The sequence below is a fragment of the Phaeovulum sp. W22_SRMD_FR3 genome (assembly GCF_052113705.1).
Classification (GTDB): domain Bacteria; phylum Pseudomonadota; class Alphaproteobacteria; order Rhodobacterales; family Rhodobacteraceae; genus JBGQOG01.
The window spans coordinates 102,372-123,827 of the sequence record NZ_JBGQOG010000005.1; the positions used below are offsets into that span (position 1 = coordinate 102,372).

The 21,456-nt window shown below is 64.6% G+C and carries 21 protein-coding genes; 15 read left to right on the forward strand and 6 right to left on the reverse strand.

The window, feature by feature from the left end:
- Positions 1-23: 23 nt before the first annotated feature.
- Genes hutU through hutI form a run of 4 tightly spaced genes read right to left on the reverse strand, consistent with a single transcriptional unit; the run spans position 24 to position 5,246 of the window.
- Positions 24-1,706 carry a urocanate hydratase gene (hutU, locus tag ACEN2S_RS08570; RefSeq protein WP_441864994.1) on the reverse strand — a complete coding sequence of 561 codons (1,683 nt, stop codon included), beginning with the start codon at positions 1,704-1,706 and terminating at the stop codon, positions 24-26.
- A complete protein-coding gene (gene hutG, locus ACEN2S_RS08575) occupies positions 1,703-2,503 on the reverse strand; it encodes an N-formylglutamate deformylase (RefSeq protein ID WP_441864995.1) in 801 nt (266 codons plus the stop codon). Before hutG ends, hutU begins: the two co-directional genes overlap by 4 nt.
- Positions 2,500-4,038: a histidine ammonia-lyase gene (gene hutH / locus ACEN2S_RS08580; protein WP_441864997.1), complete on the reverse strand. Its 1,539-nt coding sequence runs from the start codon at positions 4,036-4,038 to the stop codon at positions 2,500-2,502. The genes hutG and hutH overlap by 4 nt, the downstream gene beginning before the upstream one ends.
- Positions 4,035-5,246, reverse strand: coding sequence for an imidazolonepropionase (hutI, locus tag ACEN2S_RS08585; protein ID WP_441865000.1), 1,212 nt, complete (start codon positions 5,244-5,246; stop codon positions 4,035-4,037). Before hutI ends, hutH begins: the two co-directional genes overlap by 4 nt.
- 101 nt (positions 5,247-5,347) lie before the next feature.
- Here hutI and ACEN2S_RS08590 point away from each other — a divergent pair, with 101 nt between their 5' ends.
- Positions 5,348-6,703, forward strand: coding sequence for a formimidoylglutamate deiminase (locus ACEN2S_RS08590; protein ID WP_441865003.1), 1,356 nt, complete (start codon positions 5,348-5,350; stop codon positions 6,701-6,703).
- 48 nt (positions 6,704-6,751) lie between these two features.
- Here ACEN2S_RS08590 and ACEN2S_RS08595 read toward each other — a convergent pair whose 3' ends face one another.
- Positions 6,752-7,309 carry a HutD/Ves family protein gene (locus tag ACEN2S_RS08595; protein WP_441865005.1) on the reverse strand — a complete coding sequence of 186 codons (558 nt, stop codon included), beginning with the start codon at positions 7,307-7,309 and terminating at the stop codon, positions 6,752-6,754.
- Between the two features lie 74 nt (positions 7,310-7,383).
- Here ACEN2S_RS08595 and ACEN2S_RS08600 point away from each other — a divergent pair, with 74 nt between their 5' ends.
- Entirely contained in the window at positions 7,384-8,091 is a 708-nt protein-coding gene (locus ACEN2S_RS08600) for a UTRA domain-containing protein (RefSeq protein ID WP_441865008.1), read from the forward strand.
- A gap of 185 nt (positions 8,092-8,276) precedes the next feature.
- Here ACEN2S_RS08600 and ACEN2S_RS08605 read toward each other — a convergent pair whose 3' ends face one another.
- The gene (locus tag ACEN2S_RS08605) at positions 8,277-9,227 is read right to left on the reverse strand and encodes a LysR family transcriptional regulator (protein WP_441865011.1); all 951 of its coding nucleotides are present in this window, start codon (positions 9,225-9,227) and stop codon (positions 8,277-8,279) included.
- A gap of 132 nt (positions 9,228-9,359) precedes the next feature.
- On the opposite strand from ACEN2S_RS08605, the gene uraD reads away from it, so the two are divergent.
- The 13 genes from uraD to ACEN2S_RS08670 all read left to right on the forward strand — a co-directional run bounded on the left by uraD (position 9,360) and on the right by ACEN2S_RS08670 (position 21,421).
- Complete coding sequence (uraD, locus tag ACEN2S_RS08610) at positions 9,360-9,923, forward strand: 2-oxo-4-hydroxy-4-carboxy-5-ureidoimidazoline decarboxylase (RefSeq protein WP_441865014.1); 564 nt, start codon at positions 9,360-9,362, stop codon at positions 9,921-9,923.
- 6 nt (positions 9,924-9,929) lie between these two features.
- Positions 9,930-10,922 (forward strand): TRAP transporter substrate-binding protein, encoded by a 993-nt coding sequence (locus ACEN2S_RS08615; protein WP_441865016.1) that lies wholly within the window; start codon positions 9,930-9,932, stop codon positions 10,920-10,922.
- Positions 10,923-10,926: 4 nt separating this feature from the next.
- Positions 10,927-11,418 (forward strand): TRAP transporter small permease, encoded by a 492-nt coding sequence (locus ACEN2S_RS08620; protein ID WP_441865018.1) that lies wholly within the window; start codon positions 10,927-10,929, stop codon positions 11,416-11,418.
- Positions 11,415-12,695 (forward strand): TRAP transporter large permease, encoded by a 1,281-nt coding sequence (locus tag ACEN2S_RS08625; RefSeq protein WP_441865020.1) that lies wholly within the window; start codon positions 11,415-11,417, stop codon positions 12,693-12,695. Before ACEN2S_RS08620 ends, ACEN2S_RS08625 begins: the two co-directional genes overlap by 4 nt.
- 365 nt (positions 12,696-13,060) lie before the next feature.
- The gene (locus ACEN2S_RS08630) at positions 13,061-14,428 is read left to right on the forward strand and encodes a histidine-type phosphatase (protein WP_441865022.1); all 1,368 of its coding nucleotides are present in this window, start codon (positions 13,061-13,063) and stop codon (positions 14,426-14,428) included.
- Between the two features lie 258 nt (positions 14,429-14,686).
- Positions 14,687-15,529, forward strand: coding sequence for a PaaX family transcriptional regulator C-terminal domain-containing protein (locus ACEN2S_RS08635; protein WP_441865024.1), 843 nt, complete (start codon positions 14,687-14,689; stop codon positions 15,527-15,529).
- Between the two features lie 155 nt (positions 15,530-15,684).
- Positions 15,685-16,890, forward strand: a complete 1,206-nt coding sequence (pcaF, locus tag ACEN2S_RS08640; protein WP_441865026.1) for a 3-oxoadipyl-CoA thiolase — start codon at positions 15,685-15,687, stop codon at positions 16,888-16,890.
- A 12-nt stretch (positions 16,891-16,902) separates the two neighbouring features.
- Positions 16,903-17,898: a 1,2-phenylacetyl-CoA epoxidase subunit PaaA gene (gene paaA / locus ACEN2S_RS08645; protein ID WP_441865028.1), complete on the forward strand. Its 996-nt coding sequence runs from the start codon at positions 16,903-16,905 to the stop codon at positions 17,896-17,898.
- 62 nt (positions 17,899-17,960) lie between these two features.
- The gene (gene paaB, locus ACEN2S_RS08650; RefSeq protein WP_441865030.1) at positions 17,961-18,245 is read left to right on the forward strand and encodes a 1,2-phenylacetyl-CoA epoxidase subunit PaaB; all 285 of its coding nucleotides are present in this window, start codon (positions 17,961-17,963) and stop codon (positions 18,243-18,245) included.
- Positions 18,245-19,021, forward strand: coding sequence for a 1,2-phenylacetyl-CoA epoxidase subunit PaaC (gene paaC / locus ACEN2S_RS08655; RefSeq protein WP_441865032.1), 777 nt, complete (start codon positions 18,245-18,247; stop codon positions 19,019-19,021). The genes paaB and paaC overlap by 1 nt, the downstream gene beginning before the upstream one ends.
- Before the next feature lie 5 nt (positions 19,022-19,026).
- Positions 19,027-19,551: a 1,2-phenylacetyl-CoA epoxidase subunit PaaD gene (paaD, locus tag ACEN2S_RS08660; protein ID WP_441865034.1), complete on the forward strand. Its 525-nt coding sequence runs from the start codon at positions 19,027-19,029 to the stop codon at positions 19,549-19,551.
- A 30-nt stretch (positions 19,552-19,581) separates the two neighbouring features.
- Positions 19,582-20,658, forward strand: a complete 1,077-nt coding sequence (gene paaE / locus ACEN2S_RS08665) for a 1,2-phenylacetyl-CoA epoxidase subunit PaaE (RefSeq protein WP_441865036.1) — start codon at positions 19,582-19,584, stop codon at positions 20,656-20,658.
- A 10-nt stretch (positions 20,659-20,668) separates the two neighbouring features.
- The gene (locus ACEN2S_RS08670) at positions 20,669-21,421 is read left to right on the forward strand and encodes a Phenylacetic acid catabolic protein (protein ID WP_441865038.1); all 753 of its coding nucleotides are present in this window, start codon (positions 20,669-20,671) and stop codon (positions 21,419-21,421) included.
- Positions 21,422-21,456 lie beyond the last annotated feature (35 nt).

Consider the following 21,456-nt stretch of genomic DNA (forward strand, 5'->3'; position numbering starts at 1 on the left):
AGTCTCCCGGTTGGTTTTTTTGGTTACAGAATGGCGGGCAGTTTCAGCCCGTGTTCGCGCGCGCAATCGAGCGCGATCTCGTAGCCGGCATCTGCATGGCGCCAGACGCCGGAGGCCGGATCGTTCCACAGGACCCGCTCCAGCCGTTTGGCGGCCTCGGGCGTGCCATCGGCGCAGATCACCACACCGGAATGCTGGCTGAACCCCATACCGACGCCGCCGCCATGGTGAATGCTGACCCAGGTCGCGCCCGAGGCGGTGTTGACCAGCGCGTTCAGCAGCGGCCAATCCGACACGGCATCCGAGCCGTCGCGCATCGCCTCCGTCTCGCGGTTGGGCGAGGCGACGGAGCCGGAATCGAGGTGATCGCGGCCAATGACGACCGGGGCTTTCAGCTCGCCATTCGCGACCATCTCGTTGAAGGCAAGCCCCGCGCGGTGCCGGTCGCCGAGGCCGATCCAGCAGATCCGCGCGGGCAGGCCCTGAAACGCGATACGGTCGCGCGCCATGTCCAGCCAGTTGTGCAGATCCTTGTTCTCGGGGAACAGCTCTTTCATCTTCTGGTCGGTTTTATAGATGTCCTCCGGATCGCCGGAGAGGGCGACCCAGCGGAACGGGCCGATCCCCCGGCAAAACAGCGGGCGGATATAGGCGGGCACGAAACCGGGGAAGGCGAAGGCGTCTTCGAGCCCCTCTTCCAGCGCCATCTGCCGGATATTGTTGCCATAATCGAGGGTCGGCACCCCGGCGTTCCAAAAATCCACCATCGCGGCGACATGGATTTTCATGCTGGCGCGCGCGGCGCGGGCCACGGCTTTGGGATCGCTGTCGCGCTTGGCCTTCCACTCGCCCATGGTCCAGCCCTGCGGCAGATAGCCGTTCACCGGGTCATGCGCCGAGGTTTGATCGGTGACGATATCGGGGCGGATACCACGGCGATAGAGCTCGGGGAAGACATCCGCCGCATTGCCCAGAAGCGCCACGGATTTCGCCTCGCCCGCCGCCGTCCAGCGCGCGATCATCTCCAGCGCCTCGTCCAGCGAGTCCGTCTTTTCATCGACGTAGCGGGTGCGCAGCCGGAAATCGATGCTGTCGGGATTGCATTCCACCGCGAGGCAACAGGCCCCGGCCATCACCGCAGCGAGCGGTTGCGCGCCGCCCATACCACCGAGGCCGCCGGTCAGGATCCATTTGCCCTTCAGGCTGCCGCCGTAATGCTGACGACCAGCCTCCATGAAGGTCTCATAGGTGCCCTGCACGATGCCCTGGCTGCCAATGTAGATCCAGGACCCCGCCGTCATCTGGCCGTACATCGCCAGACCTTTCTTATCGAGTTCGTTGAAATGGTCCCAGGTCGCCCAATGCGGCACGAGGTTGGAGTTGGCGATCAGCACGCGCGGCGCATCGCGGTGGGTTTTCACTACGGCCACCGGCTTGCCCGATTGCACCACCAGTGTTTCGTCTTCCTCAAGATTGGTCAGGCTCTCCACGATCAGGTCAAAGTCGCGCCAGGTGCGCGCCGCGCGGCCAATGCCGCCGTAGACCACCAGCTCATGCGGGTTTTCGGCCACATCGGGATGCAGGTTGTTCATCAGCATCCGCAGCGGCGCTTCGGTCATCCAGCTTTTCGCCGTCAGTTTGCTGCCGGTGGGCGGATAGATGTCACGGGCGTTCTTGCGCGGATCGGTGGAGATGGGGTTGGTCATGACAAGCCTCGAAGGGTTGGGGCCAGATCGGCCAAAGTGGTCAGAAGGCGCGCGAGGATCGGGCGAAGTGCCCCGGCGCGCGCGGTGTCATAAGCAAAGGGGGGCGATTGCGTTTGCAGATGCGTGGACTGGGCCAGCTCCATCTGGATCGCGTGCAGCCCCTCGGCCGGGCGGCCATAATGCCGCGTGGTCCAGCCGCCCTTGAAGCGGCCGTTCAGCACCGAGCGATAGCCCCGGGCTTCGGCGCAGATGTCGTGCACGGCGGTTTCGATCTCAGGGGCGCAGGTGGTGCCCATATTGGTGCCGATGTTGAAATCGGGCAGGGTGCCCTCGAACAGAAACGGAATCTGCGAGCGGATCGAGTGGCAGTCATAGAGGATCGCCACGCCGTGGCGGGCGCGCACCCGGTCCAGTTCCGCCGCCAGCGCCGCGTGATAGGGGGCGTGAAAAGCGGCCCGGCGCGTCGCGACCTCGGCGTCATCCGGCGTTTGGGTCCAGATGTCGTCACCGTCGAAATTGGTCAGCGGCACAAGGCCGGTGGTGTTTTGCCCGGGATAGAGGCTGTTGCCTTCGGGGTCACGATTGGCGTCGATCACATAGCGGTGGAAGGTGGCGCGCACCGTGGTCGCCCCCGGCAACAGCCCGTCATAGAGCTGGTGGATGTGCCAGTCGGTGTCCTCGAGCGTCTGGCCACGCGCATTCAGCCGGGCAAAAATGTCCGGCGGCACATAGGTGCCGGTATGGGGCAGGCCGAGCACGACCGGGCTGTCGCCCTGATGGACCTCGACCGGGGTCATGCGCCCAGCTCCGGCAGGGGGCTGCCCGTCGCCACGACCACCGCGCCAGAGCGGATCATCTGCGCTGCCGCCTCCAGATCGGGGGCGAGGTAACGGTCTTCGCCCATCGTCGCCACCTCTTCGCGGACGCGGGCGATCACCCGTTCCATCGGCGCGCTGGTGGTCAGCGGCGCGCGAAACTCAATGCCCTGCGCGGCGCAGAGCAGCTCAACCCCCAGAATACGCTCAAGGTTCTCGGTCATTTGCCCAAGGCGTCGCGCGCCGTGGGCGGCCATGCTGACATGATCCTCCTGGTTGGCGCTGGTCGGCGTGCTGTCGGTCACGCAGGGGTTGGCGAGATGTTTGTTCTCGCTCATCAGCGCGGCGGTGGTCACTTCGGCGATCATGAAGCCGGAGCTGAGGCCGGGATTGGGGGTCAGGAAGGGCGGCAGGTTGTGGCTGAGCACCGGATCGACGATCAGGGCCACGCGGCGCTGCGCGATGGCGCCGATCTCGGCAATCGCCAGCGCGATCATATCGGCGGCAAAGCCCACGGGTTCCGCATGGAAGTTGCCGCCCGAGACGATCATGTCGGCGCCGATCAGCACCAGCGGATTGTCGGTGGCGGCATTGGCCTCGATCTCGAGCGTCTGGGCGGCCATGCGCAGCATGTCCATCGCAGCGCCCGTCACCTGCGGCTGACAGCGGATGCAATAGGGGTCTTGCACGCGGGCATCATCGTCGCGGTGGCTCTCGCGGATCGCGGAGCCTGCGAGCAGGTCGCGCATGGCGCTGGCGGCCTCGATCTGGCCGCGATGGCCGCGCAGGATGTGGATTTCGGGCTGCAAGGGCGCGGTGGAACCCATGATCGCATCGGTCGAGAGCGCCGAGGTGACCAGTGCCGATTGCGCCGCGCGCCAGGCCCCGAACAGGCCCGCCAGTGCAAAGGCGGTGCTGAACTGGGTGCCGTTGATCAGCGCGAGGCCCTCTTTCGCCCCGAGCGGGATCGGGGTCAGGCCTGCGGCGGCCAAAGCCTCGGCCCCGGGCAGGATCTTGCCGTCAAACTCGGCTTCACCCGCGCCCATCATCACCGCGGCCATATGCGCGAGCGGCGCCAGATCGCCCGAGGCGCCGACCGAGCCTTGCGCGGGAATGACCGGCGTCACGCCTTTGGCGAGCATATCCTGCAACAGGTCGATCAGCGAAAGACGCACGCCGGAGGCACCGCGCCCGAGGCTGAGGAGTTTCAGCGCCATCAGCAGCCGTGTGTGGCGGCGCGGGATCGCGGGGCCGACGCCGCAGCAATGCGACAGGATCAGGTTGCGCTGCAGGGTGGCGGTGTCTTTGCTCTCGATCTTGACGCTGGCGAGTTTGCCAAAGCCGGTGTTCACGCCATAAATAGCCGCATTGCCCGCCGCCGCCGTGGCAATCCGGTCTGCCGCAAGCTGGATCGCCGGGCGGCAGGCGGGGTCCAGCACCAGATTGGCTTCCTCCCAATAAATCCGGGCGAGGTCGGCCAGCGTGACGGCGCCGGGCGTGAGGGTGAGGGTGGTCAAAGCGAGCCTCCGAAGATGCGGGAATGAAGCGGATTGAAGCCGATGCGATAGGCCAGCTCGGCGGGGTGTTGCACCGACCAGACCGCCAGATCAGCGCGTTGTCCGGCGGCGATGGTGCCGCGGTCGGTCAGGCCGAGGGCGCGGGCGGCGTGGCGGGTCATGCCGGTCAGCGCTTCCTCGGGTGTCATCCGGAACAGGGTGCAGCCCATGTTCAGGGTCAGCAAAGGCGAGGTCAGCGGCGAGGTGCCGGGGTTGCAATCGGTGGCCAGCGCCATCGGCACGCCGTGACGGCGCAGGGCATCCACCGGCGGCAATTGGGTTTCGCGCAGGGTGTAGAAGGCACCGGGCAGCAGCACCGCCACCGTGCCTGCCGCCGCCATCGCCGCGACACCCGCCGCGTCCAGATATTCGATATGGTCGGCCGAGAGCGCGCCATAGCTGGCTGCCAGTTGGGCCCCGCCCAGATTGGAGAGTTGTTCGGCATGGAGTTTCACCGGCAGGCCAAGCGCCTTGGCGGCGTCAAACACCCGCGCGATCTGGGCGGGCGAGAAGGCGATGCCTTCGCAAAAGCCGTCCACCGCGTCGATCAGCCCTTCGGCATGGGCGGCGTGCATCGTGGGAATGCAGATTTCCTCGAGATAGGCATCCACGCGGCCGCTGTATTCGGGCGGGGTCGCATGTGCCCCCAGATAGGTGGTCACAATCCGCACCGGGCGGTGATCTTCGATGCGGCGCGCCACCCGCAGCATGGCCAGTTCGGCCTCCCGGTTCAGCCCATAGCCGGATTTCACCTCGATCGTGCCCAGCCCCTCGGCCAGCATCGCATCCACGCGCGGCAGCGCCTGCGCCAAAAGTTCCGCCTCCGACGCGCCCCGGGTGGCCGCAACGGTTGAGATAATGCCGCCGCCCGCCCGCGACACCTCTTCATAGCTGGCACCGTTCAGGCGCATCTCGAACTCGCGCGCCCGGTCGCCGCCAAAGACCACATGGGTGTGGCAATCAATCAGGGCAGGGGTCACCAGCCGTCCGCCGAGCGCGGTTTCCGGCAGGTCGGCGAAAACTGCGGGGCGCTGGGCCCGCGGGCCCACCCAGGCAATCTGTCCCCCCACCACCGCAATCGCCGCATCTTCGATCAGCCCATAGGCGGTGGCGCCTTCGGTCATCGTGGCGGCGGCAAGTTCGGTCAGAAGATGGTCGGAACGGGTCATTCGGTCCTCAGCTCAGCAGGTCGGGAAGAATTCGCTCGACTCAACTTGTATGTTTATATAATTCTTATGTCCAGACATAATGCCAGAACAAGGAAGCGCAAGTGATCTTTGCAAAACACGCGTTGCTGGAGGCGGGATGGGCCGAAAACGTCCGCCTCACGGTTTCTGACGGCAAAATCAGCCATATTGCGGTGCAGGCGCAGGCGCAGGCGGGTGATGTGCGGGTGGATACGCTCTTGCCCGCGCTGAGCAATTTGCACAGCCACAGCTTCCAGCGCGCCATGGCCGGGATGACGGAATATCGCGCGGCGGGGCGTGACAGTTTCTGGACCTGGCGCGACCTGATGTATGCTTTCGTCAATCGCCTGACGCCGGAGCAGATGGAGGCGATTGCCGCCCTGGTCTTCATGGAGATGCAGGAGGCGGGCTATGCGGCGGTGGCCGAGTTCCACTATGTGCACCACCAACCGGGCGGCGCGCCCTATGCCGATCTGGCCGAACTGAGCAAGCGGATCTATGCCGCCGCGTCCGCCACACAGATCGGGCTGACGCATTTGCCGGTCCTCTATACCTATGGCGGGGCGGGGGCGGTGCCGCTGGGCGCGGGGCAGCAAAGGTTCGGCAATGACGTGGACCGGTTTGCTCGTCTGGTCGAGGATTGTCGCGCGGGTCTGGCCGATCTGCCGCCTGACGCGCGCCTGGGCATCGCGCCGCATTCCTTGCGGTCCACCAGCCCTGCGGATCTGGCCGCGGTTCTGGCGACACATGCGGCGGGGCCGGTGCATATCCACATTGCCGAGCAGCCCCAGGAGGTACGCGATATTGAGGCATGGCTGGGCGCGCGGCCGGTGGAGTGGCTCTTGGCGCATGCGCCGGTCAATGCCGATTGGTGTCTGATCCATGCGACGCATATGACCGAGGCGGAAACCCTGGCCATGGCGCGCTCGGGGGCGGTGGCGGGTCTGTGTCCGGTGACCGAGGCCAATCTGGGCGATGGCCCGTTCAACGGCCCCGGCTATCTTGCGGCGGGGGGTGCCTTTGGCGTGGGGTCGGATTCCAATGTGCTGATTTCGCTGACCGAAGAGTTGCGGACACTGGAATATTCGCAGCGGCTGCGGGATGTGGCCCGCAATGTGATGGTTGCGGGCGAGGGGTCGGTGGGGGCCACGCTCTATCAGGGGGCGGCCACAGGCGGGGCGCAGGCCCTGGGCCGCGCGGCGGGTGCCATTCGCACGGGGATGCTGGCGGATCTGGTGGCGATCGACAGCACGAGCCCGGCGCTCTGCGCGCTGACCCGTGCCCAGCTGCTGGATGGGCTGGTTTTTGCCGCCAAGGACGGGGTGGTGACCGATCTGTGGTCGGCGGGCCGCCATGCGGTGCGCGGCGGGCGCCATATCGCGCGCGATCAGATCGTTCCGGCCTACCGGCAGGCGGTGGCGGCGCTGCTGGCGGGCTGACGCAACCGGCTCCGGCCACATGGGCCGGGGCCATGCTGCGCGATCGTGTCAGGGAAGCCGCGTCAGCGCGATCAACACGGCGGCGCTGCCCGCTGCCAGTGCCACGTCGGCGCTGGCGGCGGCTTCCAGCAGCAGCGTATCGCCCGGGCTCAGCGTCCCGTTCGCGCCAAGATCTGCCATGCCGGAAAGCTGATGCAGTGCATGGCTTTGGCGGTCGGTTGCGGTCAGCCGGTGCCGTCCCGGCCCCTCGATCAGTGTCACCTCGCCCGCGATGCGCCGCGGGTCGAACATCAGATTGAGGTCGCGCAACGGCCCGTCGCAGAGCTTTGAGGTGACCGGCACGCCGCCATCAAAGCGGACCGGCGTTCGGGGGTGCGCCATCAGGCGCCCCTCCGGGGTGATCAGCTCCATCGCGCCGCCATCAATGACGGTCAGCACCCGCATCAGCCCGCTGAAATCAGAGAACGGCCCGTCCGCGGCAACATCGGCCATGCTCAGCCGCCAGAGAAGCTCTGTGCCGTGGTGCCGTTCGCAAATCTCGCGGGTGATTCCGCCGCCGTTGCGCCAAGGCCGTTCAACAAGATCGGATAGGTGGATAATATTCATTTCCCGCCTCTTCTGTGCTCGGGTATCTTGCCGTATGGTGCCGGAATATGCACTGACATATAGAAAATAAGAGTATGGTAATTATCGTGGACCAGAAAGTCACTTTTCGTCAGGTGAAGCAGGAAGTCCTGGCGCGGATCCGCGCGAATGTCTGGGCGCCGGGCGCCTTGCTGCCCGGCGAGGTGGATCTGGCGACGGAATTTGGCTGCGCGCGCGCCACCATCAGCCGCGCGATGCGCGAGCTGAGCGATGAGGGTATCATCGAGCGGCGACGCAAGGCGGGCACGCGGGTCAAGATCGCGCCGGTGCGCCAGATCAAATTCGAGATTCCGCTGTTGCGGGTGGAAATCGAATCCATGGGTGCCGCCTATCGCTACGCGCTCGTGTCGCGCGCGGTGGTGGATGCGCCCGATTGGCTGCGCGCGCGGTTGGCGCTGAAGCCGGGCGCGCGTCTGCTGCATTTGGAATGCATGCATTACGCGGACAATGCGCCGTTTCAATTCGAGGATCGCTGGATCAACCTCGCGGCGGTGCCAGAGGCGGAGACGGCGGATTTCACCGTCGACAATCCCAATGAATGGCTGGTGCGCGCCGTGCCGTTCACCGATGCCGCCGTGCGCTTTTCAGCCACCGCCGCGACCGAAGCCCTGGGGCGCTTCTTGTCGGTCAGCCCGAACGCACCGCTGTTCACCGTGGACCGGACCACCTGGATTTCCGGGCAGGCGGTGACCAATGCGCGGCTCTATCATGTCAGCGGCTATGAGATGGTTGCGCTTTACTAGAAATCGCATCTGCCGGCCGCGCGGGATCTGCCTGGGGGCGGGCGTTTGCGGGCGAGGGTATTTTAATCCTCCTGGGGTTACCGTGCCCGCATCCGCCGTGCAGAACCCGGCCCAGAGACGCCGCTGAAGCCGACAGAGCCCCGGGGCCGGGTGAGGCGCGATGCCGTCACCGCTGCGCCCGGATGTCACGCGCGGTTTTCAGTGCGCGCGGCATGTTGGCGCACATTGTCCAGCAGCGCCTGTGCTTCGCGCGCCAAAAGATCGCTGACCACTTTTGATATTCGCGGCAGGCTGCGCCTTGTGTTGATGGCGATACTCAGGTTCTGCGCCGGCATATTGATCCCCGTCACCGCGATGGCCACCATCCGGCCATCCAGAAGTTCCGGCGCGGCATCCATCTCTGACGTCAGCGCCACATGGCTGCCTGCAACCACCAGATGCTTGAGCAATTGCAGCGAGTTGGTCACCACCGGGGGCGGGCCGTCGGAAAACATCCACGAATGCCGCGCCTCCAATATCCGGCGGATCGGCAAGGCGCGGCTTTGGACGACAAGGGCATGTTCGCGCACATCCTTCAGCGCCACTTTCGGGCTGTGCGCCAGCGGGTGATCCGGCCGGGCGACGCAAAGAAGCGGCAGTTCGGCAGACCACAGCACATGAACGTCGCGCTGCGGGCGCAGGTTGAAGGCCAGGGCGATGTCGCATTGCCCCTCCTCCAGCGCCATCAGCGCGTCATCCGGTGTGACCACATCCACATCGATCCGTACCCGGGGATAGGTTTCGGCCATGCAGGCCAGAAAGCGCGGCACCAGCCCGTTGACCAGACTGTCCATCGCGACAATCCGGATATGGCCCATGTCGACGCCCTGCATCTGTTTGACGTCGGACAAGATGCGGTTTTCGTCGGCTTTCCAGCGCCGGACCAGCACGACGAACATCTCGCCCGCCGGAGACAGCGCCATGCCGGTGGTCATCCGGTCAAACAACAGGACGCCCAGCCGGTCCTCGAGCAGTTTGATTTGCCGGTCGATGGCAGAGGCGGCGATGCCGATGGCGCGCGAGGCGGCCTGGATCGAGCCGTGTTCGGCCACCGCTTCGACATAGTGCAATCCGCGCGGGGTCAGGTGCAGGGCCACAGAACATCCCTTCTGATGCTCGGGTATCCATTCTGATTTTGCGAATGAATGATTGCCGATAATGTCATGGATTGCAACGGAGGCCCGTGGCTAACTGGGGTCAACGCAGCATTGACCCGAGACACTGACGCCATGACACAGCCCCTCGATCTTCTGAACAAGGCGCCCCGCTGCGAGGCGGTTGCGATGCTGGCACCGCTGGTCGAGCGGTCGGCCTGGGTGGGAGAGGCCACCGTTGACGCGCGTCCCTTCGAGAGCGACGAGGCATTGGCCGAGGCGCTGATCGAGACCATTCTGGCCGCCGATGCCGCCCGGCGTCTTGACCTGTTCAGGGTGCATCCCGACCTCGCGGGGCGCGAAGCGATCGAGGGGTCTATGTCCGCCGCCTCGCAGGGAGAGCAGGGCCGCCTTGGCCTCTTGCAGCTTGCGCCGGGCGACATGGCACGGCTGACGCAGCTGAATGCGGCCTATCGGGCGCGCTTTGGGCATCCGTTCATCATTGCGCTGCACCGGGTTGCGGATCTGACGTCGCTGTTTGCCACCTTTGAGGGGCGCCTGGGCGCCACGCCCATCGAAGAACATATCACCACGCTGGCCGAGATTGCCTCGGTGATCCGCGCCAGAACCGCCCGGGCCTTTGGGGCCGCCGCCACCCCCCTTCCTTCCCAGATGATATCCTTCGACACACAGGAGTAACGTCCCATGACCCTCTTCAAGACCCTGCTCACCACCTCTGCGCTGGCGCTGATCGCCGTATCCGCGCAGGCCAAGGACGTGATCCGCGTGGCCGGCAATTTTGCGGCCGAACATTCCTCGTCGCTCGCCATGGCGAAGTTCGAGGAAGAGCTGGAGCGTCTCTCGGGGGGCGAGATCGACGTGAACATCTTTCCGGCGCAACAGCTGGGCGGCGCGGCCGAAAACGTGCAGGCGGTCAAAATCGGCGCGATTGAGCTGATGTGGGTCGGGACCGCCTATCTGACCCGCACTGTCCCCGAGCTTGAGGTGATCGGGCTGCCGTTCCAGTTCCCCGACCGCGAAACCGCTTTTGCCGTGGTCGATGGTCCGGTGGGCGCGGCGCTGGATGCAAAGATGGCCGCCGAGGGCATGACCTCAATGGGTTATATGGAGCTCGGCTTTCGTCAGCTGACCAATAATGTCCGGCCGATCCTGAAAATGGAGGATATCGAGGGCCTGAAAATCCGCCTGCAGCCGAATGAAACCCATCTGGCCACTTTCCGGGCATTGGGGGCCAATCCGGTCGCGATGGATGTCAAGGAACTCTATTCCGCGCTGGAGCAGGGGGTGATCGACGGTCAGGAAAACCCCTTTGCGATCATCAATGTGGCGGGCTATGCCGAGGTGCAGAAATACGTCTCGAACACCGGGCATTTCTTTGACTTCATCTCGGTCGTGTCGAACAAAAACTGGTTTGACGGTCTGGACGCAGCCAAACAGGCGATGGTCCGGGAGGCCATGGCGACCGCGGTCGCCTATCAGCGCGGGCTGGCCGCCGAGCAGGATGCTGCGGGGCTGGGCCAGCTGGTCGAAAAGGGCATGACTTACACCGAAGTTTCCCCCGATCTGGCGGCTGCCTTGCGCGAAAAGACGGCCGGTGTCGCCGCCGTGACAAAGGCGCGGCTTGATCCGGACCTGGTTGCTCTGCTCGATGCAGAAATCGCCAGGCTTGGCATGTGATCCGATGAGCGCGGACCGTCTGCTGACCACAATCCTTGCGCGTGCCGATACCGGCGCGCGTTTCCTCGTGATCCTGGGCGCGGCGGCGATGGTCGCCATCGTGTCCGGGCAGGTCATCATGCGCTATGTCTTCAACGGCTCGTTCGACTGGGCAGATGAGGCATCGCGCATCGCCTTTGTCTGGACCATCTTTCTGGCCGTTCCGATGGGCATCCGCGATGGCACGCATGTGGGCATTGAGCTCTTGGTCAACCGGTTTCCTCCGGCACTGCGGATGATGGTGTCGCGCGTGATGAGCGCCCTCGCCGCGGCAATGATGCTGGTGATCTTCTGGACCTCGGTTGTCGTCGCACTGGCCACCTGGTCGGAGCGGCTGGGCGCCATCAACCTGACCTCAAGCGTGTTTTTCTTTCCCGTCATTCTGGGGGCGCTGCATTCCGCGCTGCATCTGTCCCGGATGGCGCTGTTCCCGCCACAACCGGAGTCGCTGGCATGAGCCTGTTTGTCATCATTGCCTTTCTCGTGCTGGCTTTCCTCGGGATGCCGCTGGCGTTTTCGCTCGGGGTCTCGGCGCTGGCGGGGCTGTGGTTGGCGGGGTTTGACCTGCTGGTGCTGCCGCCCCGGCTGATGAATGCGGTCAATTCCTTTCCGCTGATGTCGATCCCGCTGTTCATGGTGGCGGGCGAGCTGATGCTGAAGGGCGGGATCATGGACCGCCTCATTGATTTCGCAAATGCCTTTATCGGCCGGATGCGCGGCGGCCTTGCTCAGGTGGCGATCATCTCGGGGGCGGGCCTCGCCTCGGTGTCGGGGGCTGCTGTGGCCGATGCATCGGCGCTGTCCTCGACGCTGGTTCCCTCGTTGAAAAAGCAATACGGGCTGGGCTTCTCCACCGGCATTGTTGCGGCTGCGGCAAACCTTGGCCCGATCATTCCCCCCTCCGGCGCGATGATCGTTTATGCCTTCATGGCGGGGTCATCGGTCTCGGTCGGCGGCTTGTTCATGGCGGGCGTGATCCCCGGGCTGATCCTGTTCGGGGCCTTCATGGCGCTGTGCTGGTGCATCGCCTGGAAGCGCGACTACCCCCTGACGGGCACACCGGTGACGCTGCGCAACATCCTGCGCGAAATCCGCCGCTCCTTTGTCGTGTTCCTGATGCCCGTCGTGGTCATCGGCGGCATTGTGGCGGGCGCCTTCACCCCGACCGAGGGCGCGGCCATCGGCGTTCTCTATGCGCTTTTCCTCGGCTTTTGCGTGACCCGCCAGCTGAGACTCCATCATCTGCCCGAAGTGCTGCTGACCGCGGCCAAGACTTCGGCGCTGGTGGGGGCGATGATCGCCTTTGCCTCGACCGTCACCTTTTTGTTCACCATCGACATGCTGCCGATGAAGCTGGCGGCGCTGCTGCAGGGCGTCACGGATGATCCATTCACCTTTCTCTGTCTGGTGGCGGTCATGCTGCTGATTGTGGGCATGTTCCTTGAATCAAATGCCGCCTACATCATGTTGGTGCCGCTGTTTCACCCCATCGCCCTGCAATATGGCCTGGATCCCCTGCATTTCGGCTTTCTCTTCGTGCTCAATCTGGTGATCGGGATGCTGACGCCCCCCGTGGGGGTGGTACTCTTCGTCGTCTGCGGCATCACCGGCGTCAAGATGGGCACTTTGGTACGCGAAAGCTGGCCGTTCATCGCCGCGATGTATGGGGTATTGCTTCTGTGCATGCTGGTGCCCGGCGTGGTGACATGGCTTCCGGAGCGGCTGGGCTATTGATGCGGCGACAAGGCACCGCCGCGCCAGCTTTGGCGTCAGTCCGGCGGCCGCTGCATTGCGCGCATCGCTTTCTGTGATCGCCGTCTGATGTGCCGGTTGTGGGGCGAATCTGTGCCACGGGACCTTTCGGGCGAGCGCTTATGCACTGCTGTGCAACATTTATATGAAGAAAATCAACGCCAGTAAAATTTCATTGACTCACTACGCCTATATATCGACATTACATAAATACTTTACACGACTCTGCGATAATCTGCGTTGCATTCCTGTGCAATATGTCTCGATTCCAAGACTGAAGCATGACGAGAAGCCGGGAGGCCGCCTGCCCCGACGGGTTGGCGGGACGGCAATAGGAGAGGAAGACCATGTCTGTTGAAATCCAAAGCCCCGGGCGCCGCCTTGGGCTGCCGCTGATGATTTTGCTGATGGCAGGGACTGCCGCGCAGGCCGAGGAGATCGCCTATGCGCCGCTGTCCAGCAAGCATCCCTATATTCCGCCCGCGGACACAAGCTACAGCGCGCCGCCGGCCGGCTATGCGCCCTTCATGATCGAGCATGTCGCCCGCCACGGATCACGCCTTCTCAGCAGCGCGAAATATGACGATCTGTCGCTGCAGCTGTGGGAAATGGCCAAGGCCGAGGGTGCGCTGACACCGGCAGGCGAGGCCTTTGGGCCCTTGCTGGAAAAGATCATCACGTATCACCAGAAGGCCGGTTACGGAAATCTCAGCACGCTCGGTGCGCAAGAGCATGTCGAGATTGCGAAACGCACCGCCCGGCGGATGAAGCCGCTCTTCGATGCGGCCGAGGCCGAGAACCGCCCGATCGACATCCTGTCCTCGGGCAAGGACCGGGCCGTCGACAGCAGTCAGAGCTTTGTGGCCGGGCTTGTCGAGGCTGATCCGGCACTGAAACCGCTGATCGGCGAGATGGTCGTTGACCCGCGCACGCTGTATTTCCACGACACGGATGTGGCCTACAACGCCTATGTCGACGACGATCCGCATCTGAAAGCGACGCTGGAGGCCTTGGCCGAGCGCCCCGATGTGGCGGCGGCCGGGCGTGACATGCTGGAGCGGATCTACACCCCGGCTTTCGTCGACAAGCTGCAGTCGGGTGCCATCAGTTTCGTCGATCACGGCAAGGGCAAAGCCAAGCTTGACGACATCTCATCGGCGGCGGATTCGCTCTACAACCTCTACATCATCGCCCCCGGCGTGCCGGAAGAGAACTGGGATCTGAGCGCCTTCGTGCCGCCCGCCGATGCCGAGGTCATGGCCGAATTCTCGGATGGCGAGCAGTTCTATGAAAAGGGGCCGGGCTTTGCGGGCAGTGACATCACCTATGGGATGGCCGCGCCGTTGCTGCAGGATTTCTTTGACCGGATCGAGGCGCGGATCGACGGGAAAAGCCAGGCGGCTGCCACTTTCCGGTTCGCGCATGCCGAAGAGATCATGCCCTTTGCGGCGTTGATCAAGGCACCGGGCAGTGCCGTGCAGGCCAGCGATGCCGTGCCCTACAGCCATGCCAGCAACCCCTGGCGCGGGGCGCTCGTCACGCCGATGGCGGCCAATGTGCAATGGGATGTGTTCAGCAATGACGCCTCCGGCTATCTGGTGCGGATGCTCTACAACGAGCGCGAAGTGCCGTTTCACGCAGGGTGCAAGCCGGTTGCGGCGGGCAGCATGTTCTACGCGCTGACCGAGTTGGAAAGCTGCCTTTCCAAAGGGTGATCGCCCGCGCCCGCCCGCCCCGCAGCGGTTGCGTGGGGCGGCATCCGACCCCGGCCCCGACATCTCCCCAGTCCCCGGCCCCCGCGCGGGCGCGCCGGGGTCCATCGGGGCGCGGGGTGGGCCGCGCAGAGGCCGGCGTCAGCCTGCGGCGCGCGGGTGCACCGGCGCGCTTGGATCGTGCGGTGGCGGCAGGATCGGTTTGACAAGAGGGTGCCGCTCGCCTAGCCCCGAGGGGCGTTCAAGGACAGGCCCGCGCCCATGATTGTCAGCAGCACGATTGAAACCCTGACCGATGGTCTGCCGCTGACGGCGGCCTCATTCATCATCACGATTTATGGTGACCTGGTTGTGCCCCGGGGGGAAGTTCTCTGGATGGGCAGTCTGATTGACATCTGCGCCCGGGTCGGGATCAGCGAAAATCTGGTGCGCACCGCAACCTCGCGCCTTGTCGCCGCCGGACGGCTGCAGGGTGAGCGCAATGGGCGGCGCAGCTATTACCGGCTGGCCGCCGCTGCGCGCGCCGAATTCGCCGAGGCAGCACGTCTGTTGTACGAGACCCTGCCGGAGCCGCAGGGCTGGCTGATCCAGCAGGTGCCGGGGCTGGCCGATGAAAGTGCCCGGCGTCATCACATGGCGCGGATGGGGGGTGACATCTGGATCACGTCAAGCCGCGGCCAGACGCCTTTGCCCGGCGTGATCAGCTTTGCGGCAGAGGTGGTGGATGCCGCTGCGCCGGACATTGTCTCTCAGTATTGGGATCTGGGGCCGCTGCAGGATCGCTATGCCGCGATGATCGCCCGGTTTGCGCCGCTTGAGCGCGCTAGCCTGGCGGGACAGGTGCTGTCGGCGAGTGACGCATTGATCGCCCGCTTGCTGCTGGTGCAGGCCTACCGAAGTGCGGTGCTGCGCGATCCCTGTTTGCCGACGGCTGCGTTGCCCGCAGACTGGCAGGGCACGGCCGCGCGGGCATTGTTTCGCAAGGTCTATGCCGCGCTGACACCCTTGGCGGAAACGCAACTCGGGCTGACGCTGGAGGGGCGGGACGGATTGTTGGCCGCCCAAACACCTCAGGATCAGATGCGTCGGGCCAGTTGGTCCTGACGGCGGCCTGCGGCGGCCGGTTTCTCCGCAGCCGCTTAAACATTACATCAATGCAAAGTTTTCACTTTTTGATGTAATGTTTTGATGCTATACCCTGACCAATCGGTCGGCGAATTGGGAGAATCGTCGGTCTTTCACCTTTTGGGAGGCAAGCGATGCGTGAAGCATTCATCTGCGATGCGGTCCGGACACCGGTCGGGCGTTATGGCGGCGCATTGGCTACGGTGCGCGCCGATGATCTGGCGGCGCTGCCGTTGAAGGCGCTGATGGCGCGCAACCCCGGGGTTGATTGGTCGGCGGTTGAGGATCTGATCTACGGCTGCGCCAATCAGGCGGGCGAAGACAACCGCAACGTCGCGCGGATGGCTGCCTTGTTGGCGGGCATGCCGGTCACTGTGCCGGGCACGACGGTCAACCGGCTCTGCGGCTCGGGGATGGATGCGGTGGGGATGGCGGCGCGGGCGATCCGCGCGGGCGATTGCGAGTTTGTCATTGCGGGTGGCGTTGAAAGCATGACGCGCGCGCCTTTCGTGATGCCCAAGGCGGAAACCGCCTTTTCCCGGAGCACGGCGGTTTATGACACCACCATCGGCTGGCGTTTTCCCAACCCGGCGCTGAAAGCGGCGTTTGGCACGCATTCCATGCCGGAAACCGCCGACAATGTCGCCGAGGATTACGGGATCAGTCGCGCCGATCAGGATGCGTTCGCGGCGCGCAGTCAGGCGCGGTGGGCGGCGGCGCAGGCGGCGGGTATTTTCGCCGATGAGATCGTCCCGGTGACCCTCGCGCAGAAAAAGGGCGATCCGCTGGTGATCTCGGTGGATGAACATCCGCGCCCGGGTACCACGGCCGAGCAATTGGCGCGGTTGCGGGGGGTGAATGGCCCGGATCTGACGGTGACCGCGGGCAATGCCAGCGGCGTCAATGACGGGGCGGCGGCGCTGGCGATCCTGTCGGGGGAGGCGGCGCGGGCGCAGGGGCTGACGCCGAAGGCGCGGATCGTCGCGATGGCGGCGGCCGGGGTTGAGCCGCGGGTGATGGGCATTGGCCCCGTGCCTGCAGTGCGGCGGGTTCTGGCCAAGGCCGGGCTCTCGCTCGATCAGATGGATGTGATTGAATTGAATGAGGCTTTCGCCGCTCAGGGTCTGGCTGTGTTGCGCGCATTGGGGCTTGCCGATGATGCGCCGCAGGTGAACCCCAACGGGGGTGCGATTGCCATTGGCCATCCGCTGGGCATGTCGGGCGCCCGGCTGGTGATGACCGCGATGTATCAGCTGCACCGGACCGGGGGCCGCTATGCATTGTGCACGATGTGCGTGGGTGTGGGGCAGGGCATCGCGCTTATTCTGGAACGCGTCTGAGGGAGATCAGCCATGTATGCACAACTTGTGACGTCTGAAGGGGCGAAGGCCCGCGCGGAAATGACCCCCGAAGAGGCGGCGTTTCAGGACCGGATTGACCGCGGCGAGAAGATTGAGCCGAAGGAATGGATGCCGGAGGGGTATCGCAAGACGCTGATCCGGCAGATCGGTCAGCACGCACATTCCGAGATTGTGGGGCAATTGCCCGAGGGCAACTGGATCACCCGCGCGCCGACGCTGGAGCGCAAGGCGATCTTGCTGGCCAAGGTGCAGGACGAGGCGGGGCATGGCCTCTACCTTTATTCTGCCGCTGAAACGCTGGGGATTTCCCGCGATCAGCTGTTGGCGCAGTTGCACGCCGGCAAGATGAAATACTCCTCGATCTTCAACTACCCGACGCTGACCTGGGCCGATATGGGCGCGGTGGGCTGGCTGGTGGATGGAGCGGCGATCATGAATCAAGTGCCGCTGCAGCGGACCTCATATGGTCCCTACAGTCGGGCGATGATCCGGATCTGCAAGGAGGAAAGTTTCCACCAGCGGCAGGGCTACGACATCATGATGAAGATGTGCGCGGGCAGCCCCGAGCAAAAGGCGATGGCGCAGGATGCGCTGAACCGCTTTTGGTATCCCTCGCTGATGATGTTCGGGCCGTCTGACAAGGACTCGGTGCACAGCGCGCAGTCGATGGCCTGGAAGATCAAGATGAACACCAATGATGAACTGCGGCAGAAGTTCGTGGATCAGACCGTGCCGCAGGCCAAATATCTGGGCCTGACCGTGCCGGATGAAAATCTGGTCTGGAATGAGGAAAAGGGCGGCTACGACTTCTCCGAGCCCGATTGGACCGAGTTCTTCGCGGTGATCGCCGGGAATGGCCCCTGCAATGCCGAGCGTCTGGGCGCCCGGGTCAAGGCCTGGGAAGACGGCGCCTGGTACCGCGACGGGTTGATGGCGCATGCTGAGAAGGCCGCGGCCCGCAAACGCTCTGCCATTGCCGCCGAGTGATCCCTGAATTTCGCGCGGGCAGGTGCCCGCGCAGCGCATCCAGCTTCGGGAGGAAGCAAGACATGTCCAGCGAATGGCCCCTGTGGGAAATCTTTATCCGCGGCCAGCATGGCCTGAACCACCGCCACGTCGGCAGCCTGCATGCGCCGGATGCCGAAATGGCGATCTGCAACGCGCGTGACGTCTATACCCGCCGCAATGAAGGCGTGTCGATCTGGGCGGTGCCGTCGAATGCGATCACCGCCTCGTCGCCCTCGGATAAAGGCCCGCTGTTCGAGCCGTCGAACAGCAAGGTCTACCGGCATCCGACCTTCTTCGATATTCCCGAAGAAATCGGGCATATGTGATGGGCAGCGCGGTGGAAACGGTCGATCGGGCCGCCTTTGTCGACTGGCTGCAGCGGGTTGGCGACAATGTGCTGATCCTGGGGCATCGGGTGTCGGAATGGTGCGGGCATGGCCCGGCGCTGGAGGAAGACATCGCACTGGCCAATCAGGCGCTGGATCTTATTGGCCAGTGCCAGCTGTGGCTGGGCCTTGCCGCCGAGGTTGAGGGGCAGGGACGCAATGCCGATGCGATGGCCTATCTGCGCGACGCAGGCGCCTTTCGCAATGTGCTCTTGGTCGAGCGGCCGAATGTGGATTTCGCGCAGACCCTGATGCGGCAATTCCTGTTTGATGCCTGGCATATCGAGCTGATGCGGGCGCTGAAGACCTCGGCCGATCCGCGGGTGGCCGAGATCGCCGCCAAGGCGGAAAAGGAAGTGGCCTATCATCTGGAACGCTCGGCGGATCTGGTGATCCGGCTGGGCGACGGCTCGGCGGAAAGCCATGACCGGATGCAAAAGGCGTTGGATCTGCTCTTTCCCTACACGGGCGAGTTGTTCGCGGAAGATGCCGTGGATCAGGCGCTGGCCGCAGCAGGCATTGCGCCTTTGCCGGGCAGCCTGAAGGCCGATTGGGATGCCACCTTGCGCGCGGTGCTGACCGAAGCGACGTTGGTGCATCCCGGTGAGACCTATCAGCACAAGGGCGGCAAACGGGGCGTGCACACGGAATATCTGGGCTTTATCCTGGCCGAGATGCAATTCCTGCAGCGCGCCTATCCCGGGGCAACCTGGTAAGCGCGATGACACAGGCGCCCCATCCCGAGGTATCAGAGGTCTGGCACTGGTTGTCGCAGGTGCCGGACCCGGAAATTCCGGTGATCAGCCTGACCGATCTGGGCATCATCCGCGATGTTGCCTGGGAGGCGGATGTGCTGGTGGTGACCGTCACGCCCACCTATTCGGGCTGCCCCGCGACCAGCATCATCAATCTGGACATCGGGACGGCGCTGCGGGCGCGCGGCATCGAGAAGCTGCGGCTGGAACGTCGGCTGTCGCCGCCCTGGACCACGGATTGGCTGACCGAGGAGGGCCGCGAGAAGCTGCGTCAGTATGGAATTGCCCCGCCGATCGACGGCACCGCCGCGGATGGGCGGCTGGTGGGGCGCATCTCGCGGCTGGCGGGCACGTCAAACCTGGTGATCGCCTGTCCGCGCTGCGGCTCGGCGCAGACCGAAAAGATCAGCCAGTTCGGCTCGACCCCCTGCAAGGCCAGCTACCGCTGCACGGATTGTCTGGAACCCTTTGATTATTTCAAGTGCATCTGAGGATGCGCCCCGCATAGGACACCCCCCGCTATGGCACGTTTTCACCCGCTGAAAGTCACCGAAGTCCGCCGCGAAACCCGCGATGCCGTGGTCGTCACCCTGACGCCACGCGACGAGGACAAGGCGCTGTTTGACTTTACTCAGGGCCAGTATCTGACCTTCCGCCGCGACTTTGACGGCGCTGAACTGCGCCGCAGCTATTCAATCTGCGCGGGCAAGGACGAGGGCCGCCTGCAGATCGGCATCAAGCGGGTGGATGGCGGTGCCTTCAGCACCTGGGCCAATGAAAATCTGGCACCGGGCGATGAGATCGAGGCGATGCCGCCGATGGGCAAATTCCATACCGCGCTCGATCCGGCGGCGGTGAAACATTATCTGGGCTTTGCCGGCGGTTCGGGGATCACTCCGCTGTTGTCGATCATCAAGACCGTGCTGGCACGCGAGCCGAAATCGGAATTCACGCTGGTCTATGCCAACCGCCAGATCAACAGCATCATGTTCCGCGAGGATCTGGAGGATCTGAAGAACAGCCATCTGGGCCGCTTCTCGGTGATCCATGTGCTCGAGCAGGAGGGGCAGGAGATTGACCTGTTCACCGGCCGGATTGATGCAGAAAAGATGACCGCCTTGTTCAGCCATTGGCTGGATGCCAAGACGGTGGACACCGCTTTCATCTGCGGGCCGGAGCCGATGATGCTGGCCATTGCGGGCAGCCTGCGCGCGCATGGGCTGCGCGACGATCAGATCAAGTTTGAGCTTTTCGCCTCGGGTCAGCCGGGGCGGGCAAAGACCAAGGCGGTGTCGAAAACCGCCATTGCTCCCGGCACCGGGGTGGCGGCGACGGTGACGCTGGATGGCGCCACGCGCAATTTCACCATGGCCCCCAGTGGCCAGACGATCCTGGAGGCGGCGATCGAGGCCAAGCTTGACGCGCCCTATGCCTGCAAGGCGGGGGTCTGCTCCACCTGCCGCTGCAAGGTGCTGGAGGGCGAGGTGGAGATGGCGGTGAACCATGCGCTGGAGGATTACGAGGTGCGCGCGGGCTATGTGCTGTCGTGTCAGGCAACACCGGTCAGTGCGCGCGTCGTGGTCACCTATGACGAGTGAGGGGGAAAAGATGGCCGAGACGATGAACATCGAGGATTATCTGGCGCAGGGCGGTGTGCTGAGCGCGCCGGAGAATGTTCCGCCCCGTTATCGGGGCGAATTGCTGCGGCTGATGTCATCATTCGTGGACAGCGAACTGGCGGCCTCGGCGGGCTTTGCCTCGGCGATCAATGCGGCGCCGGGGATCCGGGCGCGGATTGCCGCCAGCCGGATCACGCTGGAAAAGGCCGACCATGCCGAACGCGTTCTGGCGGTGATGACCGGGTTTGGCACCGATGCCACCCGCTATGAGGCGCAGCATGACTGGGCGGCCCGTGTCGCCCGGGATGATGACTTGGGCGCGGTGCGGACGGGCGGCGACATGCGGCTTTCCGTCTTTCACTATCCGATCCTTGGCTGGACCGATGCGGTGGTGATGAACGTCCTGCAAGGGCTGGCGACCGGTGTGCAGATGACCGAACTGACCCGGCTTTCCTATGGGCCGCTGGCCGAGGTGTTCCGCGAGATTGCCCCGCGCGAGGCGCGCCACGCGGAGCTTGGCCTGAACGGGCTGGTGCGGATTGTCGCCTCCGACACCGGCCGGGCCGAGGCAGAGGCGGCAGTCGCCTATTGGCGGCCCCGCGTGGCGGCGGGGTTCGGTATTGCAGGCTCGGCCCGCTATGAAACCCTGCGCAGGTTTGGCCTGCGCCATGATCAAAATGAAGTGCTGGCCGCCCGTTGGGACCGGCTGGCGACGGAAAAACTGGCCACACTCGGCCTTTGACACGGCCGTTCCGGGCCGCAAGGCCCGCCAACGCC

Coding starts and splice junctions, on each gene's coding strand:
- hutU (WP_441864994.1), bottom strand. CDS start 1,706: ATGACCAACCCCATCTCCACCGATCCGCGCAAGAACGCCCGTGACATC.
- hutG (WP_441864995.1), bottom strand. CDS start 2,503: ATGACCCCGGTCGAGGTCCATCAGGGCGACAGCCCGGTCGTGCTCGGC.
- hutI (WP_441865000.1), bottom strand. CDS start 5,246: ATGACCCGTTCCGACCATCTTCTGACCGAACTTGCCGCCGCCACGATG.
- ACEN2S_RS08595 (WP_441865005.1), bottom strand. CDS start 7,309: ATGAATATTATCCACCTATCCGATCTTGTTGAACGGCCTTGGCGCAAC.
- ACEN2S_RS08600 (WP_441865008.1), top strand. CDS start 7,384: ATGGTAATTATCGTGGACCAGAAAGTCACTTTTCGTCAGGTGAAGCAG.
- uraD (WP_441865014.1), top strand. CDS start 9,360: ATGACACAGCCCCTCGATCTTCTGAACAAGGCGCCCCGCTGCGAGGCG.
- ACEN2S_RS08615 (WP_441865016.1), top strand. CDS start 9,930: ATGACCCTCTTCAAGACCCTGCTCACCACCTCTGCGCTGGCGCTGATC.
- ACEN2S_RS08620 (WP_441865018.1), top strand. CDS start 10,927: ATGAGCGCGGACCGTCTGCTGACCACAATCCTTGCGCGTGCCGATACC.
- ACEN2S_RS08625 (WP_441865020.1), top strand. CDS start 11,415: ATGAGCCTGTTTGTCATCATTGCCTTTCTCGTGCTGGCTTTCCTCGGG.
- ACEN2S_RS08630 (WP_441865022.1), top strand. CDS start 13,061: ATGTCTGTTGAAATCCAAAGCCCCGGGCGCCGCCTTGGGCTGCCGCTG.
- ACEN2S_RS08635 (WP_441865024.1), top strand. CDS start 14,687: ATGATTGTCAGCAGCACGATTGAAACCCTGACCGATGGTCTGCCGCTG.
- pcaF (WP_441865026.1), top strand. CDS start 15,685: ATGCGTGAAGCATTCATCTGCGATGCGGTCCGGACACCGGTCGGGCGT.
- paaA (WP_441865028.1), top strand. CDS start 16,903: ATGTATGCACAACTTGTGACGTCTGAAGGGGCGAAGGCCCGCGCGGAA.
- paaB (WP_441865030.1), top strand. CDS start 17,961: ATGTCCAGCGAATGGCCCCTGTGGGAAATCTTTATCCGCGGCCAGCAT.
- paaC (WP_441865032.1), top strand. CDS start 18,245: ATGGGCAGCGCGGTGGAAACGGTCGATCGGGCCGCCTTTGTCGACTGG.
- paaD (WP_441865034.1), top strand. CDS start 19,027: ATGACACAGGCGCCCCATCCCGAGGTATCAGAGGTCTGGCACTGGTTG.
- paaE (WP_441865036.1), top strand. CDS start 19,582: ATGGCACGTTTTCACCCGCTGAAAGTCACCGAAGTCCGCCGCGAAACC.
- ACEN2S_RS08670 (WP_441865038.1), top strand. CDS start 20,669: ATGGCCGAGACGATGAACATCGAGGATTATCTGGCGCAGGGCGGTGTG.